General features: G+C 53.1%; 15 protein-coding genes and 1 tRNA gene. 12 read left to right on the forward strand and 4 right to left on the reverse strand.

The genetic code is table 11. The annotated features are described in order from the left end of the window. Positions 1-27 precede the first annotated feature (27 nt). Positions 28-747, forward strand: coding sequence for a 3-deoxy-D-manno-octulosonic acid kinase (locus HXZ99_RS00130; protein WP_194755264.1), 720 nt, complete (start codon positions 28-30; stop codon positions 745-747). A 211-nt stretch (positions 748-958) separates the two neighbouring features. Here HXZ99_RS00130 and HXZ99_RS00135 read toward each other — a convergent pair. Beyond that, positions 959-1035: transfer RNA gene (locus HXZ99_RS00135), tRNA-Trp, on the reverse strand. 302 nt (positions 1036-1337) lie between these two features. On the opposite strand from HXZ99_RS00135, the gene HXZ99_RS00140 reads away from it, so the two are divergent. Together HXZ99_RS00140 and prfC are read left to right on the forward strand one after the other, a co-directional pair. Continuing rightward, the gene (locus HXZ99_RS00140; protein ID WP_194755265.1) at positions 1338-3842 is read left to right on the forward strand and encodes a TonB-dependent receptor plug domain-containing protein; all 2505 of its coding nucleotides are present in this window, start codon (positions 1338-1340) and stop codon (positions 3840-3842) included. Positions 3843-3987: 145 nt separating this feature from the next. Beyond that, entirely contained in the window at positions 3988-5571 is a 1584-nt protein-coding gene (gene prfC / locus HXZ99_RS00145) for a peptide chain release factor 3 (protein WP_194755266.1), read from the forward strand. A 78-nt stretch (positions 5572-5649) separates the two neighbouring features. Here the strand turns inward: prfC and radA are convergent, their stop codons facing one another. Further along, positions 5650-7026 carry a DNA repair protein RadA gene (gene radA, locus HXZ99_RS00150; RefSeq protein WP_194755267.1) on the reverse strand — a complete coding sequence of 459 codons (1377 nt, stop codon included), beginning with the start codon at positions 7024-7026 and terminating at the stop codon, positions 5650-5652. Between the two features lie 238 nt (positions 7027-7264). Between radA and HXZ99_RS00155 the strand changes: the two genes are divergently transcribed. From HXZ99_RS00155 to HXZ99_RS00165, 3 genes are read left to right on the forward strand one after another with little or no spacing between them, the layout of a single operon-like run. Next, positions 7265-7996, forward strand: coding sequence for an ABC transporter substrate-binding protein (locus tag HXZ99_RS00155; protein WP_194755268.1), 732 nt, complete (start codon positions 7265-7267; stop codon positions 7994-7996). Continuing rightward, a complete protein-coding gene (locus HXZ99_RS00160) occupies positions 7993-8967 on the forward strand; it encodes a FecCD family ABC transporter permease (protein WP_194755269.1) in 975 nt (324 codons plus the stop codon). Before HXZ99_RS00155 ends, HXZ99_RS00160 begins: the two co-directional genes overlap by 4 nt. Next, on the forward strand, positions 8964-9674 hold the full coding sequence (locus HXZ99_RS00165) for an ABC transporter ATP-binding protein (RefSeq protein WP_194755270.1): 711 nt from the start codon (positions 8964-8966) through the stop codon (positions 9672-9674). The genes HXZ99_RS00160 and HXZ99_RS00165 overlap by 4 nt, the downstream gene beginning before the upstream one ends. A gap of 4 nt (positions 9675-9678) precedes the next feature. Here HXZ99_RS00165 and serB read toward each other — a convergent pair whose 3' ends face one another. Next, positions 9679-10326, reverse strand: a complete 648-nt coding sequence (gene serB, locus HXZ99_RS00170; RefSeq protein ID WP_194755271.1) for a phosphoserine phosphatase SerB — start codon at positions 10324-10326, stop codon at positions 9679-9681. A gap of 81 nt (positions 10327-10407) precedes the next feature. Between serB and HXZ99_RS00175 the strand changes: the two genes are divergently transcribed. The 5 genes from HXZ99_RS00175 to HXZ99_RS00195 all read left to right on the forward strand — a co-directional run bounded on the left by HXZ99_RS00175 (position 10408) and on the right by HXZ99_RS00195 (position 16146). Continuing rightward, the gene (locus tag HXZ99_RS00175; RefSeq protein ID WP_194755272.1) at positions 10408-11067 is read left to right on the forward strand and encodes a hypothetical protein; all 660 of its coding nucleotides are present in this window, start codon (positions 10408-10410) and stop codon (positions 11065-11067) included. A 4-nt stretch (positions 11068-11071) separates the two neighbouring features. Then, complete coding sequence (locus tag HXZ99_RS00180; protein WP_194755273.1) at positions 11072-11806, forward strand: TatD family hydrolase; 735 nt, start codon at positions 11072-11074, stop codon at positions 11804-11806. Positions 11807-11839: 33 nt separating this feature from the next. Next, on the forward strand, positions 11840-12469 hold the full coding sequence (upp, locus tag HXZ99_RS00185; RefSeq protein WP_194755274.1) for a uracil phosphoribosyltransferase: 630 nt from the start codon (positions 11840-11842) through the stop codon (positions 12467-12469). 97 nt (positions 12470-12566) lie between these two features. Beyond that, positions 12567-14234: an energy-dependent translational throttle protein EttA gene (gene ettA, locus HXZ99_RS00190; protein ID WP_194755275.1), complete on the forward strand. Its 1668-nt coding sequence runs from the start codon at positions 12567-12569 to the stop codon at positions 14232-14234. 76 nt (positions 14235-14310) lie between these two features. Continuing rightward, a complete protein-coding gene (locus HXZ99_RS00195; protein WP_194755276.1) occupies positions 14311-16146 on the forward strand; it encodes a TonB-dependent receptor domain-containing protein in 1836 nt (611 codons plus the stop codon). Positions 16147-16295: 149 nt separating this feature from the next. Here the strand turns inward: HXZ99_RS00195 and HXZ99_RS00200 are convergent, their stop codons facing one another. Beyond that, positions 16296-16568 (reverse strand): hypothetical protein, encoded by a 273-nt coding sequence (locus HXZ99_RS00200; protein WP_194755277.1) that lies wholly within the window; start codon positions 16566-16568, stop codon positions 16296-16298. A 398-nt stretch (positions 16569-16966) separates the two neighbouring features. Between HXZ99_RS00200 and glyA the strand changes: the two genes are divergently transcribed. Next, positions 16967-18244, forward strand: a complete 1278-nt coding sequence (gene glyA, locus HXZ99_RS00205; protein ID WP_194755278.1) for a serine hydroxymethyltransferase — start codon at positions 16967-16969, stop codon at positions 18242-18244. Positions 18245-18254: the final 10 nt, after the last annotated feature.

Consider the following 18254-nt stretch of genomic DNA (forward strand, 5'->3'; position numbering starts at 1 on the left):
AAATGTAAAATTTAGGTTAGGATAGCCATGTCAGGATTACAAAAGAAAGAAACGCCAGAGGCGGTTTTTTGGTGGGACCCGACCCGGAGCCCTGAGCCAGAAGAGCATCACTTTCAGCCCGCATGGTGGCAACAACAGGACCGCGTGATGGGCAGCTCCAAGGGCCGCAATATTGCGTGGTTTGTGGAAGGCGAGCAGGGCGCGATGGTGCTGCGTCACTATTATCGTGGCGGTCTTGTCGGAAAGATTCTGCACGATCAGTTTTGGCTAGAGCCGGTGGAAAAAAGTCGTGCCATGCGCGAGTTTCAATTATTGCAGTGGATGGCCGATGAAGGCTTGCCGGTGCCCCGTCCATGCGCCGCTCGTTATGCGCGCAGCGGTTTGATCTACCGTGCGGATTTGTTGATTGAAATGATTCCAAATAGCCGCGATATTTTCCGCATTATGACAGACCAAGGCCCTCTCGAAGCCGAGATTTGGCAGAAAGTGGGTGCTGCGGTGCGCGAGATGCATCGCCATGGTGTCTACCACTCGGATCTGAACTGCCACAATATTATGCTCGATAGCGATGAGAAAGTGTGGCTGATTGACTTTGATAAGTGCGAACGTCGCGAGCCGGGTGAGTGGCAGCAGGCCAACTGCGAGCGTTTACTGCGGTCATTGCGTAAAGAGCTGGATAAAAACGAGAAATTCGGCTGGCAGGAAGCGCAATGGGATGATTTTTTGGCGGGTTATCAGCAGTCTTAGTGGTTAGCGCGGTTGGCAATCAGGGCCGCGAGGCCTCTAAGCCTTCTAAGGCCTCTAAGCCTTCTAAGTCCGCTAACCCCCCTAAGCGCCAACTCCAAGGTGTTTAGGGCTCGACATGACCCAGGGTATTTAGTGTTCCTGAGACCAAGCCCCTAAACCCCAACCCCAAACAAAAAGGCAGACTCAATGAGTCTGCCTTTTTTGAATGCGTTGGCAGGGGTGGAGGGATTCGAACCCCCAACCGTCGGTTTTGGAGACCGCTGTTCTACCAATTGGAACTACACCCCTGCAATAACGGCGTGAATTATACCGCCCCGCTGTACTCCCGCAAGCACTTTGTGATCGAAACCGGTTTATTCGCGTAATTATTAATCGATTGTTATAAAGCGCGCAACGCTCAGAAATTCACTGTTTAGCGCGAAATTTATCGCGATCATCAATAAGTTGTACAACCTTAGGCAACTTGACTATTGCTAAAAATAGGTCATATCTAATGTTATTCAAACGTTAGTTTGAAAAATAGAAAGCCAGCGCTGTGGCCTGCTCAATGCAGCGCGATAAAACAACAATGATGCTCCAGGAGAAAACATATGCGTAAATTTAAGATGAAGCCGCTCGCTTTAGTGGTTGCTGCGGCACTCGCTCCCCATGCCGTTGCGGCTCAGGAAGCAAGTGCCGATGCCGAAACTCAGGTGCGCAGCGAACGTGTTGAACGAATTGTAGTGACAGGTACCCGGGTGGCCGGCCGTTCCGCGGAAGAGTCGACTGCTCCGGTCGATATTGTACGCGGTGAGGATTTAGCGCGAGCCGGTATTACTGAATTAAATCAGGCATTATCGGTCGCGCTGCCATCATTTAACTTCCCGCGCCCAGGTCTTGCCGACGGAACCGACACCGTGCGTCCAGCAACATTGCGCGGCCTCTCACCAGATCAAACCTTAGTGCTAGTGAACTCTAAGCGCCGCCACTCTGCTGCATTAGTGAACGTCAATGGCACAGTCGGCCGCGGCTCCTCAGCGGTGGATTTAAACACCATCCCCATTGGTGCGGTGCAATCGGTTGAAGTTTTACGCGACGGCGCATCGGCCCAATATGGTTCTGACGCCATTGCCGGCGTTATCAACGTGCGCTTGCGCGAGGCCCGTGAGGGCGGTTCGGTATCGCTGCAATACGGTTGGCGCGATACCAGTTACACCACTCCAACCACGCCGCCTCCTGCGGGAGCGACCTGGAGCGCGCCGAGCGAAATTACGCGCAGTCGTAGCGATGGCGAAACCATTACCTTGAACGCGTGGACAGGTTTGCCGCTCACCGATCGCGGCTACTTAACACTAGCCCTCGAATATAAAGATCAAGAGCGCACCGAGCGCGGCGGTTGGGATTATCGTCAGCAATACCCGTTGGTGAATGGCGAGTTCGACCCGCGCGAGGCAACCTTTGACCGCTTTAATGCGTGGTATGGCGAGCCTGAAGTTGAGCAACTGACGCTATTTGCGAATGCCGGTATTAATTTGGACGATGGTTCAAAAATTTACGGTTGGGCCTCGTATCAGGACCGTCAAGCGGTGTCGGCAGGTTTCTATCGTCCCGCCCGGGATGCGCGTAACGTGCCTGAAATCTATCCCGATGGTTTCTTGCCGCTGATTGCGCCCGATGTGGAAGATATGAGCTGGGCAGCCGGTTACGAGTGGCAGGCGGGTGAGTGGGCGATGGATACCTCGCTCGTGTTTGGCCAAAACGAAATGATGTTTACCATCAAAAATACCTTGAACCGCTCCATGGGCGTGAACAGCCCCACTGAGTTCGATGCGGGTGGCTATCGCTACAACCAACTGGTGTACAACCTATCGGGTGTGCGCTTTATTGATGTAGATGGCCTTGCGTCGCCGTTGAACTTAGCCATGGGGGTTGAAGCGCGTCGCGAAAGCTATCGTATTACCGCGGGTGAGCCGGCCTCTTACATTAACGGGGGCGTTACCCTCAATGGCAACCCAACCGCTTCGGGGTCTCAGGTGTTCCCTGGCTTCCGTCCGAGCAACGCTATTAGCGAAAGCCGCACGGCGGTAGGTGCTTATGTGGATGTAGAAGCGGAAGTAACCCTGGATTGGTTGGTTTCCGGTGCGTTGCGCTTCGAAGATTATTCCGATTTCGGCAATACGGTGACGGGTAAAATTGCCACCCGTTACGATATCTCGGATGATTTTGCGCTGCGGGCGTCGTTGCAAAATGGCTTCCGTGCACCGTCGTTACAACAGCAGTATTTTACCGCGACATCCACCAACTTTATCAATGGCGTTCCCTTTGATATCACCACGTTCCCAGTGGCTGATCCGGTCGCTGTTGCCTTAGGTGCGCGGCCACTCGACGCTGAAGAGTCGATTAACTTATCGGTGGGTGCGGTGATGCGCTTTGGCAATGTGTCGGTGACCGTCGATGCGTATCGTATCGACATTGATGATCGCATCGTCTTGTCGGAAAACTTGGTGCAGCAAAATGTGCGTGAATACCTTGAGGATCAAGGGTTTATTGGCATCGGTGGTGGTCGTTTCTTCATCAATGGTGTCGACACTGAAACCCAAGGGGTGGATGTGGTGGTGAGCTGGCCATGGATGACAGAGAATGCCGGTTCCTTTGACTTCAACTTGGTCGGTAATTTCAACCGGACGAAGGTGACGCGCACCCCGGCAACCGCTGAGCTCGAAGCCCTTGATCCGGCTCCGACGTTGTTTGCTCGTACCAACGTGCTTACGTTTGAAAAAGGGACGCCAAAGAACAAGTTAGGTTTTATCACGAACTGGAATTTGGATAGCTGGTCGGCCACCATGCGGATCACCCGCTACGGTGAAGTGTTGTCGCCGAACAACAACCCAGCCCTTGATTTCGAGTTAAGTGCGAAAACTCTGGTGGATTTAGAAGGCCGTTATGACATCAGTGACAACTGGTCGATTGCCTTAGGTGCGGATAATATTTTCGACACCTATCCGGATCCAAACCCGATTGAGCTCAATACAACAGGCGCTACGTCGTTCTCGAACTATTCGCCGTTTGGACGTTCAGGCCGCTTTGTTTATGGCCGAGTAGCGTATCGCTTCTAAGAGTTTATAAGCGTTGAAAAAGGGGCCGCTGTTTGGCCCCTTTTTTTATGGGGTCATGAACACCGTGATCGCGCTGTGACGGGTGCGCAATGGCCCGGTTACTGTTACAATTGCGCGGATTTTCTTTAGGTGAAGCGGTTCAAGCATGAGCAAGTTACAAAAAGAGGTGGCAAAACGCCGCACATTCGCAATTATTTCGCATCCGGATGCGGGTAAAACCACGATTACTGAAAAAGTATTGTTGCACGGACAGAAGCTGCAAAAAGCAGGTACCGTGAAAGGCAAAAAATCGGGGCAGCACGCGAAATCCGACTGGATGGAAATGGAAAAAGAGCGGGGCATCTCGGTGACCACCTCGGTGATGCAGTTTCCCTATCGTGCATCTTTGGTGAACTTGTTAGATACGCCGGGGCACGAAGACTTCTCTGAAGATACCTACCGCACCCTTACCGCGGTGGACTCTTGTTTGATGGTCATTGATGCCGCCAAAGGTGTTGAGGACCGCACCATCAAACTGATGGAAGTAACGCGTCTGCGCGACACCCCTATTTTAACGTTTATGAACAAGCTCGATCGGGATATCCGTGACCCTCTTGAGCTGCTTGATGAAGTTGAAGATGTTTTAAAAATCATGTGTGCGCCTATTACTTGGCCGATTGGTCAGGGTAAAAACTTCAAAGGCGTGTATCACCTATACCGCGACGAAACCATTTTTTACAAAACCGGCCAAGGCCACCGTATTCAAGAACTGGATGTGGTGAAAGGGTTGGATAATCCAGAGCTGGATAAGCGCGTGGGTGTGTATGCGGAAGAATTGCGCGAGCAAATTGAACTGGTTAAAGGTGCGTCCCACGAGTTTGATTTAGAACTGTTTTTGGAAGGCGAACTTACGCCGGTATTTTTCGGCACGGCGCTGGGTAACTTTGGCGTTGACCACATGCTCGACGGGCTTGTAGATTGGGCGCCTACGCCCCAAGGGCGAGAAACTGAAGTTGGCGAAGTCGTAAAGAGTACCGATGAGCGTTTTTCTGGTTTTGTGTTTAAAATTCAAGCCAATATGGACCCTAAACACCGGGACCGCGTGGCCTTTATGCGCATTGTGTCGGGCCGTTATCATCAGGGCATGAAAATGAAGCATGCGCGCACTGGTAAAGATGTGCGTATTGCTGATGCGTTGACCTTTGTGGCCGGTGATCGGGAGCACGTAGATGAAGCGTGGCCTGGCGATATCATTGGCTTGCACAACCACGGCACCATTCAAATTGGTGACACCTTTACGTGGGGCGATTCCTTTAAATTTACCGGGATTCCGAACTTTGCTCCGGAGCTATTCCGCCGCATTCGGTTAAAAGATCCGCTGAAGCAGAAGCAATTGTTAAAGGGGTTGGTGCAGCTTTCAGAAGAGGGTGCGGTGCAGGTGTTTCGTCCGCTTGCCTCCAACGATTTGATTGTTGGCGCTGTGGGCGTGTTGCAGTTTGACGTAGTGGTGCATCGTCTGCGCTCAGAATATAAAGTGGATGCCATGTACGAAAATGTACAGGTTGCGACTGCCCGCTGGGTGTATTCTGACGATGCGAAGAAATTCGAAGAATTCCAACGCAAGGCTGAACACAATTTGGCCCTTGATGGCGGCGACAACCTCGCTTATATCGCCCCGACCATGGCCAATTTATCGCTCACCACCGAGCGCTTCCCCGACATCAGCTTCCGCCACACCCGCGAGGTTTAAACCAAACCCCAACCTCCGACAAAAACAGAGTTCCGCCCCAGGGGTGGAACTCTGTTGTAGCGCTGCAGGCCGGGGCGGTTACAGGAGTTCGAGGGCTTCGGCGATGTTTTTGACGCCTTGAATGGTCATGCCGTTTGGGGTGGTTTTGGGGACGTTGGCGATAGGCACAATGGCGCGTTTGAAGCCGTGTTTGGCGGCTTCATTGATACGCTCGCTGCCGTTAGGCACGGGGCGGATTTCTCCGGATAGGCCCACTTCACCAAATACGATGAGTTCCTGCGGGAGTGGTTGGTCTTTAAAGCTCGACACGATGGCGAGTAACAGGGCCAAATCGGCACTGGTTTCGGTGACACGAACGCCACCGACGACATTGACGAACACATCTTGATCACCGAGCATTAACCCACCGTGGCGGTGTAACACTGCCAAGAGTAGCGCCAAGCGATTCTGCTCGGTGCCTACAGCAACTCGGCGCGGATTGGATAACTGCGAATGGTCAACTAATGCCTGGATCTCCACCAACAGCGGGCGGGTGCCTTCCCATAAAGTCAGCACGACCGAGCCGGTACCTTGCTCATCGCCTCGGCTCAAAAATATGGCGGACGGGTTTTTCACTTCTTTCAGGCCATCGCCCATCATGGCGAATACGCCTAGTTCGTTCACTGCGCCAAAGCGGTTTTTGGTGCCGCGTAAGGTGCGGTAGCGTGAATCGCTATCGCCATCAAGAATCACCGAACAATCGATGCAATGTTCGAGTACCTTAGGCCCCGCTAAGGAACCATCTTTGGTGACATGGCCGACCATAATAATAGCCACGTTATTTTGCTTGGCGTAACGGGTGAGATAGGCTGCGGTTTCCCGCACTTGCGAGACACTGCCCGGCGCCGATTGAATATCATTTAAATGCATCACCTGAATGGAATCGATGACCATGATTTTCGGCTTTTCTTGGTCCGCGATTTGGCAGATGGTTTCCACCGAGGTTTCCGCCAGCATGCGCAGTTTATCGGTGGGTAAATTCAGGCGCTGGGCGCGCATGGCCACTTGCTGCAACGATTCCTCGCCGGTGACATATAACGCTGGCATGGTTTGCGCGAGTTTGCACATAGTTTGCAGCAGCAGGGTACTTTTACCGGCCCCTGGTGAGCCGCCGATCAATATAGCTGAGCCCGGCACAATGCCGCCGCCGAGCACACGGTCGAATTCTTGAAAGGTACTTGAGAAGCGCGGAACCTGAGCTAAATCGACATCACTGAGGGTTTGCACGCGTGCTTCCGTAAGTCCGGCAAAACCGGTGCGGCCGGAACTTTGCAGGTGACGCGGCGTTGCTGCACCTAAGCGCACTTCGCTAATGGTATTCCATGCGTTACACTCAGAGCATTGCCCTTGCCAACGTGGGTAATCAGCACCACATTCGGTGCAGACGTAGGCGGTTTTTTGTTTTACTTTTGCCATGGTAACGGGCTCTCCGGTTAAGCGATGTGTGGCTTTGTCGGCGCAGAAATTGCTGCGCGATGGCCACGAACTCTGCTGAGTCCAGTGTCTCACAAAATAATAAGGGAAGCGCGCGGTGAGGGGAACCCACGTTCAACAAGGTTTTTACCGAAAAAGGAAGGTTGGTGTCTGCAAGGCACTGTTTTTACTGCTCGCGATGACGTCGATATTTCTACTAACCGCGAATTCAGAAACACCCATGCGTGTGGTTTCCCTTAATTATTGCCTAGACGAGCAATTACAGCCCTATGCGGAGCAGGGAATCATTACCCTATATCCAAGCCGGCAGCACGGCGCCCGCTTTGAAGCTATTCTGGAATTCGGCCCCGATCTTGTGTTGGCAAATACCTTCACGGCGCACTACCGACTGCGCGCGCTAGAACAAGCGAATTTAAATGTGGTGGTGCTGGATGAGCCGGCAAGTGTCGCCCAAGCGGTTGGGGTGGCTCGCACATTACATGAACTGGTCACCGACGGCCACAGCAAGGGCAATGGTTTGTTGAACCAGTCTCTCGCTGATGCTTTGCTCGGTGGTATTGAACCGGCAAGCACCGGCCACGCACACACAGTGCCGAGCAGCGCACCTCGCGTCCTTTACTATCTCGCCAACCAATGGAGTTTCGGCACCGATACCCTGTGGCACGATGTTGCCACCCACCTTGGTTGGCAGAACTTAGCGGCGCAACAGGGCCGTGGTTTAGTCAGTGTTTCTCTGGAACATCTGCTGCTTTGGCAGCCAGACATCGTTGTGGTCGAGCGTGCTGAGCAGGCCAGCCCTGATCTGGCGCATATCAACCTGCGCCACCCGAGCTTCCAGCGTTATATCGCAAGCGATGACGTAAAGGTTATTCAGCTACCGCGGGATTTGAGCGGCTGCATGGCGCAGCAATTGCCACAGGTACTGGCTGTACTCGGGGAGGCGGTACCATGACCTACCATCGTTGGCTTTTTGCCGCCCTTATCCCCATCAGCGCGCTACTGGCGTTAAACATCGGTACCATGCCCATCTCGTTGTGGGATGCCGTGCGCGGTACCGATCCCGTCGCGCAACAAATCATGCTGGAGATTCGTTTACCGCGGGTACTGTTAGCCATTTTTGTCGGCGCCGCTTTAGGTTTAGCGGGTGCGGCTATGCAGGGGCTATTGCGCAACCCATTAGCGGAACCCGGCATTCTCGGGGTGTCATCGGGCGCAGCTCTGGCGGCGGTGGTGGTGCTGTATTTTGGCTGGATAGGCTGGCACAGCTTGTTGTTACCGCTGAGTGCCATGCTCGGCAGCGCTTTGGCGCTCTTTGTAGTGGTGACTATTGCAGGCTTACGCGCAAGCATTACCGCCTTAATTTTGGCTGGGGTGGCGGTGTCGGCGTTTCTTTCGGCGCTGATTGCGTTGGCGCTTAGTATGGCACCGAGTCCATTTGCGCTGCAGGAAATTAACCTGTGGTTACTCGGTTCGTTCGCCTATCGTGATATGAGTCAGGTGGGCTTAGTGCTAGTCACATTGCTTCCGGGCAGCTTTCTGTTATTACGCTCCGGACGTTTTTTGGAAGGGCTTACCTTAGGCGAAGAAACCGCAGCGTCTATGGGCTTTGCGGTGGCCCGAGAGCGCTTCTGGATTTTACTGGGAACGGCGATTGTGGTGGGCGGTGCAGTGGCGGTCACCGGAGTGATTGGCTTCGTGGGTTTGATTATTCCGCATTTACTCAGACCTTTGGTGCGAGGAAACCCAAGAGAACTCCTGCTCAGCTCGATGTTAGCGGCCGCTCTTTTTGTGCTCTGGATGGATATGCTGGTGCAGCTTCTTCCCACCACCCGTGAACTGCAAGTTGGGGTGATGACGGCCTTTATCGGCGGGCCTTTCTTTTTATTCCTCTTGTTGCGGGCAAAGCGGGGGTACCGCTTATGAGTTTACAGCTGCACGATGTGCATTTTAGCTATGAACGCGCGCCCTTATTCACTGGCTTGAGCACGACATTACCGCACGGCCAACTAATCGGTATTCTCGGTGAGAACGGATCGGGTAAAAGCACCCTGTTAAAACTGGTGGCTGGGATTGAGCCAGTGCAGCGCGGGCAAATTTGTTGGCAAGGCCAGTCAGTGCAAGGCTGGTCGCCAGAGCAACGCGCGCGCACCCTCGGTTACTTGGGGCAGAACGTTGTGCCTGCGTGGTCGATGTGGGTTGAAGATGTGGTGAAGCTGGCGCGCGTAAAGCATTCAGCGCACGCCGTAACCGAGGCAATGGCTCGTACCGACTGTCTTCATTTAGCGCAGCGGAAAGTGACGGAGCTTTCTGCCGGGGAATTGCAGCGGGTGTTGTTAGCGCGCGTGCTGGTAGGGGCGCCACCATTGTTGCTCGCCGATGAGCCGACCGCGGGCCTTGATCCGCGTCATCAGGTGCAAGTGATGCAAGTATTGCATGATCATGCCCAAGCGGGGGCGACCGTGGTCGTGGTGATGCATGATTTGATCGCCGCACAGCAGTGGTGTGATCACGTTCTGGTGCTGTCAGCGCAGGAGTATGGTTCGGGGATTCTCGCCGAAGGCCGAGCACAGGAGGTACTCAGCCCGGCATTTATTCGCGATGCCTTTGGGGTGGATGTGCCATCGCGCTAATGCGTTATTTTAAAATATCGATTAGCCCAACTAATGAATCTTCGATACAAATATCGGCAACTTCGCGCAGGGCAGGTTTGCCGTTGAAGGCCACGCCTAAGCCCGCTGCTTCGAGCATTGGAATATCATTGGCACCATCGCCCACGGCAATGGTTTGCTCACGAGGAATACCGTATTGCATCATCAATGCATTGAGGGCATCGGCTTTGGCTTGACCATCAATGATTCGCCCCAATAAGCGCCCGGTGAGTTCGCCGTTCTTCACTTCAAGCACATTACAGGCCACGTAATCTGCACCAAAACGCATGCTGGCGCTGTCGGCAAACCAAGTAAAACCGCCACTCACAATGGCAATTCGCCAGCGCAGTTTTTTGAAGAAACGCAGCAAGTCATCGGCGCCTTGGCTATAAGGCAAGTTATCTGCCATTTTCCAAATCAGCGATTCTTTCACACCAGCGAGATACTTCACCCGCGCGTGTAATGCTTGAACAAAATCCAACTCGCCTTGCATCGCCGCTTCTGTCACCGCGGCGACTTTCTCACCAAATCCGGCGGCTTCAGCGATAGCGTCGATACTTTCCATCTGAATCAGTGTGGAGTCCATATCGAACACAACGAGACCGGGCTTATGAATGTCGGGTAATGCATGCATACCGTGGTTCCTGTATAAAAGCGGCGGCGCTCGCAGAGGATATTATTGCTTGCAGACGCGCGCTAAGCTAAAGTTGCCGCTATGAATATACCCCATTCGACAGCAAAAGCCCTAACGTCTGACCAGCCTTCAGCAAAACGCCCGTGGCTGGTGCGCGGGGAACGTTGGTATCGGCGCGGCCTGCTAGGTTTTTTAGCCGTGTTATTGCTGGCGAATATTGCTACTGCTTATTGGCAAAGTCGCGATGAGGGTGACCGCGTACTAGCAGCCCATACCGAGAATTTAGCGCGCTTAATTCTTCTGCAGGCGGAGCATGAGGCGCGTATCTGGTTTTTGGAAGATAACCATGACGGCTTGCGTAGTCTTGCCCACCACTTACAGGGGCAAGAGGCCATTTTGGAAGTCAGTGTGCAAGATGAGCTTGGTCGCTCGATTGTGCGTGCAGGGCATGATCTCCCAATTCATCACTATTTATTGAGCCTTCCTGATTCGCTCTGGGCGGTACCCATGGTAGCGACTGTGATGGACCACGACGGGGCTGGCGCACAGCTGCTTGGCTTTGTGCGCATCACCTTTGATTATGACCGCATCACTGCCCAATCACGGCCCTATCATCGGGCATCACTGCAAAACCAACTTGTTATGCTGGCCATGGCATTTTTAGCAGGGATTCTGATTTCATTTGCAATTTTGCGCCGCCGCCGCCCGATTGAGGTGCCGGTAGAATCCGACGAGACGTAGCGCCATGGTTTGGTGTGCGGATTTTCTTCCTGGTCCCAATTTAGATGTGGTCACGGATGCCCACTGTCACCTCGATTTCCCCGATTTTGATGACGACCGCGATGCCATGCTGGCCCGTGCCCGGGATGCTGGCGTGTCGCGGTTTTTGGTCCCTGGCGTACAAGCATCGCAATGGGCGCGGCTTGAAGCGATGGCCGCCAAATACACAGATTGGTCGATTGCCTTCGGCTTGCATCCGTATTTTATCGATGCCCATGAAGAGGCGGATTTAAAGACGTTAGCGGAGCAGTTAAGCCATGGTGCGATAGCTGTGGGTGAGATTGGTTTAGATGCCACAGTGGATAACTTTGAGAAGCAAAAACTTATATTCACCCAACAGCTCGCTATTGCTGCGGAGCAGCAATTACCGGTAATTTTGCATCACCGCAAAACCCTCGATACCATGCTTGCTGCAGTGCGCAAAGCCGGTATACAGCAGGGCATGGTGCATGCTTTTAGCGGCAGCTATGAGCAAGCGATGGCATGGATTGATCAGGGGTTTTATCTCGGGGTCGGTGGTGTGATCACCTATCAACGGGCGCAAAAAACCCGCCGCACATTGGCGCAGGTTCCGCTAGAGCGTCTACTCTTAGAAACCGATAGTCCGGATATGCCGTTGCATGGCTATCAAGGTCAACGCAATGAGCCCGCACGAGTGCTGGAAGTGCGCGATACCCTCCGTGCGCTGCGCCAGTTATAATGTTTAAAATTAGATAAGAAAAGGAAGCAGATAATGGCCTTGCATGTCATCACCCACCCGCTTATTCAACACAAACTTGGTTTAATGCGGGAGCAGGACATTAGCACCAAAGCCTTTCGTGAACTCGCTAACGAATTGGGCAATTTACTTACCTATGAAGCCACCAAAGATTTAGAGCTTGAGCAGCAAACCATTACGAGCTGGGGCGGCGACGACATTTCCGTGCAGCGTCTGAAGGGCAAGAAAGTCACTGTGGTGCCTATTTTACGTGCGGGCATCGGCATGTTAGATGGTGTGTTGCAACTGATCCCGAGTGCTAAGGTGAGTGTGGTTGGACTTTATCGCGACGAGGCCACTTTAGAACCCGTGCCTTACTATGAGAAGTTTGCGGGCAGTATTCACGAACGCATGGCCTTGGTGATCGACCCAATGCTTGCCACCGGCGGGACCATGGTGGCGACGTTAGATATGCTCAAAGCCAAAGGCTGCCAAGAAATTCGAGTACTGGTGCTAGTAGCCGCGCCTGAAGGGGTTAAGCGGGTATTGGATGCGCACCCGGATGTGTCGATTTACGCGGCAGGGCAAGACGAACGTTTGAATGAGCATGGTTACATTCTGCCGGGCTTAGGCGATGCCGGTGATAAAATTTTTGGCACAAAATAAGATTTATCGTTTTCGCGTTGTAGGGCGGTGCCGAGGCGAATCAGGCTATGGTACAATCGCGACAATTTTCTGATGTGAATACAGGAACCAATTGGTAATGGCGCAATATATTTACAGTATGCTGCGGGTGAGCAAAGTGGTGCCCCCGAAGCGTACCATTCTTAAAGATATTTCACTGAGCTTCTTCCCAGGCGCGAAAATCGGTGTGTTGGGTTTAAACGGGGCCGGTAAATCAACCTTGCTGCGCATTATGGCCGGTGTTGATAAAGAGTTTGATGGTGAAGCACGGCCGCAACCGGGAATTAAAATCGGTTATTTGCCTCAGGAACCACAACTGGATCCGGCAAAAACCGTGCGGGAAATTGTGGAAGAGGCGGTTGCGGATGTCAAAGACGCTCTCAACCGCTTGGATGCTATCTATGCCGCTTATGCCGAAGAAGACGCAGACTTTGATGCGTTGGCAAAAGAGCAAGGCGAGATGGAAGCTATTTTGCAGGCGAAAGACGGCCATAACCTAGAAAACACCCTAGAGCGTGCTGCCGATGCCCTGCGCCTGCCGCCGTGGGATGCCAAAATTGAACATTTGTCTGGTGGTGAACGACGCCGGGTAGCGATTTGCCGTCTTCTTCTCGACAAACCAGATATGCTCTTGCTGGATGAGCCGACCAACCATTTGGACGCCGAATCAGTGGCGTGGTTAGAGCGCTTCTTGCACGATTACGAAGGCACCGTAGTGGCGATCACCCATGACCGTTACTTCCTCGACAACGTGGCGGGTTGGATTCTTGAGCTTGACCGCGGCTATGGTATTCCGTGGGAAGGCAACTATTCGTCATGGTTGGAGCAAAAAGAAGCGCGCTTGGCACAAGAAGAGCGCACTGAAGCGGCGCGTCAGAAGTCGATTAAGAAAGAGTTGGAGTGGGTTCGCCAGAATCCGAAAGGGCGTCAGGCTAAGAGCAAGGCGCGCATGTCACGCTTTGAAGAGCTGCAATCGAACGATTATCAGGCCCGGAACGAAACCAACGAGCTGTTTATTCCGCCTGGACCGCGTTTGGGCGACAAGGTGCTGGATGTGACCAATCTGCGTAAGAGCTACGGAGAGCGGGTGCTTATCGACAACCTAACCTTTAGCATGCCTAAGGGCGCCATTGTCGGCATTATCGGTCCGAACGGTGCCGGTAAATCGACTTTGTTCCGCATGATTAGCGGCAAAGAGCAGCCCGACTCAGGCACCATTGAAGTGGGTGAAACCGTTGAGCTGGCCTCCGTAGAGCAGTTCCGTGATCACATGGATGATAGCAAAACGGTGTGGGAAGAAATTTCCGAAGGCTTAGATATCATGAAGATCGGCAACTACGAGGTAGCGAGCCGGGCTTATGTGGGCCGTTTTAACTTCCGCGGTAACGACCAGCAGAAGCGTATTGGCGAGCTCTCGGGTGGTGAACGTAACCGGGTGCATTTAGCCAAGCTGCTAAAAGCGGGCGGTAACTTATTGCTACTCGATGAGCCTACCAACGACTTGGACGTGGAAACCTTACGGGCCTTGGAAGAAGCCTTGTTGGAGTTCCCGGGTGCAGCCTTAGTGATCTCGCATGACCGTTGGTTCCTCGATCGGGTGGCGACTCACATCCTTGATTATCGTGACGAAGGGAATGTGACCTTCTATGAAGGTAACTACTCCGATTACGAAGCCTACATGAAGAAAACCTTTGGTGCTGATGCGATGGAACCGCATCGTATTAAATATAAGAAAATTACCAAGTAGATTGGTGTAGCGCTCGTTCCTGCGAAGCTGGGAACGAGCGTTTTTGTATCTGTCGTTTGCGTTATTTGGGGGATTTATGTGGTTATCGATGTTGTTGGCCGCAAGTGTTTCGACAGCGCCTGAGCTAGAGCGTATTTCTGTGGTGGGAACTCGGATTCCGCAAGCGCAGACAGAGCAACCGGTGCCGGTGCAAGTGATTACCCGCAATGAAGTTGCGCGCTTGCAAGGGGGCTCCATTCTTCCCCTGTTACGACAAATTGCTGGCGCTGAGGTTTATAGCAGTGGCGCTTTTGGCGGGCAAACCTCCATTTTTATGCAAGGCAGTAGCAGCGCCCAAGTATTGGTGCTCCTTGATGGTCAGCCGTTCACTAGCCCGACGTTGGGAACGGCTGCGTTACAGAATATTCATCCTGACGAAGTAGAGCGCATTGAAATTGTGCGCGGCGCGCGTTCGTCCTTGTATGGATCGAATAGTATGGCCGGGGTGGTCAACATTATTACCCGCCGGGCGCGTCAATCTGGCGGCGAAGTTAGGGTGCGTCATGGGGCTCATAACTATCGAGAAGTGTCGGCTTCGGCAAGCCATGTGACCTCTATGAGTCGGCATCATTTGGCGGTGTCGCGGCGCTTGTTTGAGGGCTATGATCTTACCCAGGATACGGAATTTGGCAGCCAAGACATGGATGGGGCGCAGGCCACTAACCTGTTGTTTAATAATTCTTTTACCGCCTCAGAACGGGTGTCGTTTAGTTTGCGCTACCTGCAAAACCAGAGCGTGGCTGAATATGATCAGCCATGTTTTTCTGCCGATACCTTTGAGCGGGAAGTCTGTCACCCTGCAAATCGCACGCGACAGCAGGGCACCCAGGGCGGGGTGACGGTGCAATGGCGGCCGGGTTTGCGCCATGAGTGGCAATTCGGCGAGGTTCGCGAGCGCATGCGCACGGTGGATCAACGTGATGCTGAATGGTCGGGCGTGAATGATGTGTTTGCAACCGAACGCCAGCATATTTCCTGGTTACAAACGCAAACCTTGGCGGCGGGAAATCAGTTCTTGTCGTTGGGGCTTGATTGGCAACAAGAAGAAGTGGATTTGAGTCATGTCGCTTTGTTAGAAGAGCGGCGCCGCAGCACGGCCGCTTTGCTGCAATATCAGTGGGATTATGCAGATTGGCAAGTGAATCTTGGTGGGCGTGTGGAAGATACCACGGGGTTCTCGTTGCAAGGTTCTCATCATGTGGATTTTGCTTGGGTGCAGATACCGCGCTGGACCCTTGGCGTGGGGCAGGCGAGTGGATACCGCCATCCCACCTTTAATGATCTGTATTGGCCGACCGGGGGCAATCCAGATTTAAACACCGAGCGCTCGCGCTCGTATCGGGCGTTTGCGCAATATGATACCGGTGCGGGACACGTGGAAGCTGAGCTGTTTCGTCATGAGTTTAACGATTTAATTGCGTGGCAGCCGAGTGCTGATGATCCTTGGTTGTGGCAGCCCGTGAATATTGGGTCGGCTCGAAGCCAAGGGTTAACCGGACGTTGGGAACATCAACAAGGGGTTTGGCGTTTGCGGGCCCATGCCACGGTGCAAAACACGTTGGATAGAGAGACGGGGGAGCCGTTGCTGTATCGGGCCCATCGTTTTGCTAACGTTACCGCAAGCTATGGATTTGCGGAGGGCGTGCTGTCAGCGGATGTTTATATGAGCGGCTCGCGCTTAGCCGATAGCTGGACGGGAGAACGCTTTGCAGGCTACTGGCTGCTTAACGCCCGCTGGGAACAAAGCCTCGCTTACAATTGGCAACTTTACGTGAGCATGGACAACATGCTCGACAAAAGCTACGAACAACGCCCTGGCTTTATCGAGCCCCGTCGCCAATTCCGCATCGGCGTCTCCTACCACTGGCGCTAACCCGACAAAAACCGAGTTCCACCCCAGGGGCACAACTGACAAAAACACAGTTACGCCCCAGGGGTACAACTCCCAACCCCGCGCCATACAACGCCTACCGCGAAACCCACAACGGACAAAAACAGAGTTCCACCCCTGGGGCAGAACTGTTAATACCCGCTGGCCATGAAGGCAATGCCAAAAATAAACGAGAACATAAAGAACAGAACGAAGGCGACGACGAAGAGCAGTAGAGTCGCTTTTGCCCAGTTGGCCTTACTCGGATGGGTGCTGCTGCCAAAGCCCCACACGAACAGCATAATAAAGCCGATAAGTGGGATGGCGGTGATAATCAACGTAATAAACCAATCACCGACGCTGATGGGCGCTATCTGTCCACCGGGTGGTGCTTTTGGTGGTACCGTTTCAGTTACTTCACTCATGAGTTAACTCCTTATTGTTGTTGTTAGTCAGTGTGTTGCTGACTTCTCAAGCATAAAATAAAAATGCAAAACTGCATAGCTTGTGCACACTCAGGGTTTCACCGACAAAAACAGAGTTGTGCCCCAGGGGTGGAACTTCGACACCGCCGACAAAAACAGAGTTATGCCCCAGGGGTGGAACTGTTGTTTCTGCGCGGGATAAGGGCTGTGGGGGATCGGGTGTCGGACGAAAACAGAGTTATGCCCCTGGGGCACAATTATGGTTTCGTCGATGAAATTGGAGTTGTACCCCTGGGGTGGAATTGTTGTTGGGTAAAACTGTGTTCTGTTTTGGTCGCTTGTTTGGTAGTATTAGCGCTACATTTTCGCCTCTATTTTTTGCTTATCTAGGAGTACGCATGTCTGGTTCTGAGATGACTATCGCCGGTTTCGATCCGGAGCTGTGGGAAGCCATGCAGGCTGAAGTGGTTCGGCAGGAAGAGCACATTGAGCTGATCGCTTCAGAAAACTACACAAGTCCGCGAGTGCTGGAAGCACAAGGCTCTCAGCTTACCAACAAGTATGCGGAAGGCTATCCGGGTAAGCGTTACTATGGCGGTTGTGAGCATGTAGATGTGGCGGAGAATCTGGCCATCGAGCGTGCGAAAGAATTATTCGGCGCCAAGTATGCCAACGTGCAGCCCCATGCCGGCTCGCAAGCCAATACCGCTGCTTTTATGGCTCTGTGTAAAGCGGGCGACACTATTCTAGGTATGAGCTTGGCCCATGGTGGCCATCTCACACACGGCTCTCACGTCAACTTTTCAGGTATTAACTATCATGCGGTGCAGTATGGTTTAGACGCAGCTACCGGTGAGATCGATTACGCTCAGGTGCGCACGCTCGCCCATGAGCACAAACCAAAAATGATTATTGCCGGCTTCTCGGCCTATTCGGGTATTGTCGATTGGCAGCAGTTCCGTGATATTGCCGATGAAGTAGGCGCTTACTTGTTGGTGGATATGGCTCACGTCGCGGGCTTAGTGGCGGCAGGTTTGTATCCAAACCCAGTGCCAATCGCTGATGTGGTTACGACCACAACCCATAAAACCCTAGCTGGTCCGCGCTCGGGCTTGATTTTGAGTGGCAAAGACGATGCCGACCTGCATAAGAAATTAAACAGTGCGGTTTTCCCGGGTAATCAAGGTGGCCCGTTAATGCACGTGATCGCGGCAAAAGCGGTGGCCTTTAAAGAAGCTCTGCAGCCTGAATTTAAAACCTATCAGCAGCAGGTACTCAAGAACGCCAAAGCCATGGTGCGCGTGATGCAAGAACGCGGCTATGATATTGTGTCTGGCGGAACTGAAAATCACCTGTTCTTGGTTGATTTAATTAAGAAAGATATTACCGGCAAAGACGCCGATGCGGCGCTCGGGCGTGCTTATATTACGGTGAACAAGAATTCGGTTCCGAATGACCCGCGTTCGCCGTTTGTCACCTCAGGTCTGCGTCTTGGAACGCCTGCGATTACCCGTCGGGGCTTTAAAGAAGCGGAAGCGGAGCAGGTGGGGAACTGGATTTGTGACGTGCTCGATGGCTTTGCCAGCAACGGTGGTGAAAGCGATCCGGCGGTTGAAGCGCGTGTGCGTGACGAAGTGAAGGCATTGTGCGCTCGCTTCCCAGTTTACAAAAAGTAAGCGGCGAGCA

Source organism: Aliidiomarina indica (genome assembly GCF_015354615.1).
GTDB lineage: Bacteria > Pseudomonadota > Gammaproteobacteria > Enterobacterales > Alteromonadaceae > Aliidiomarina > Aliidiomarina indica.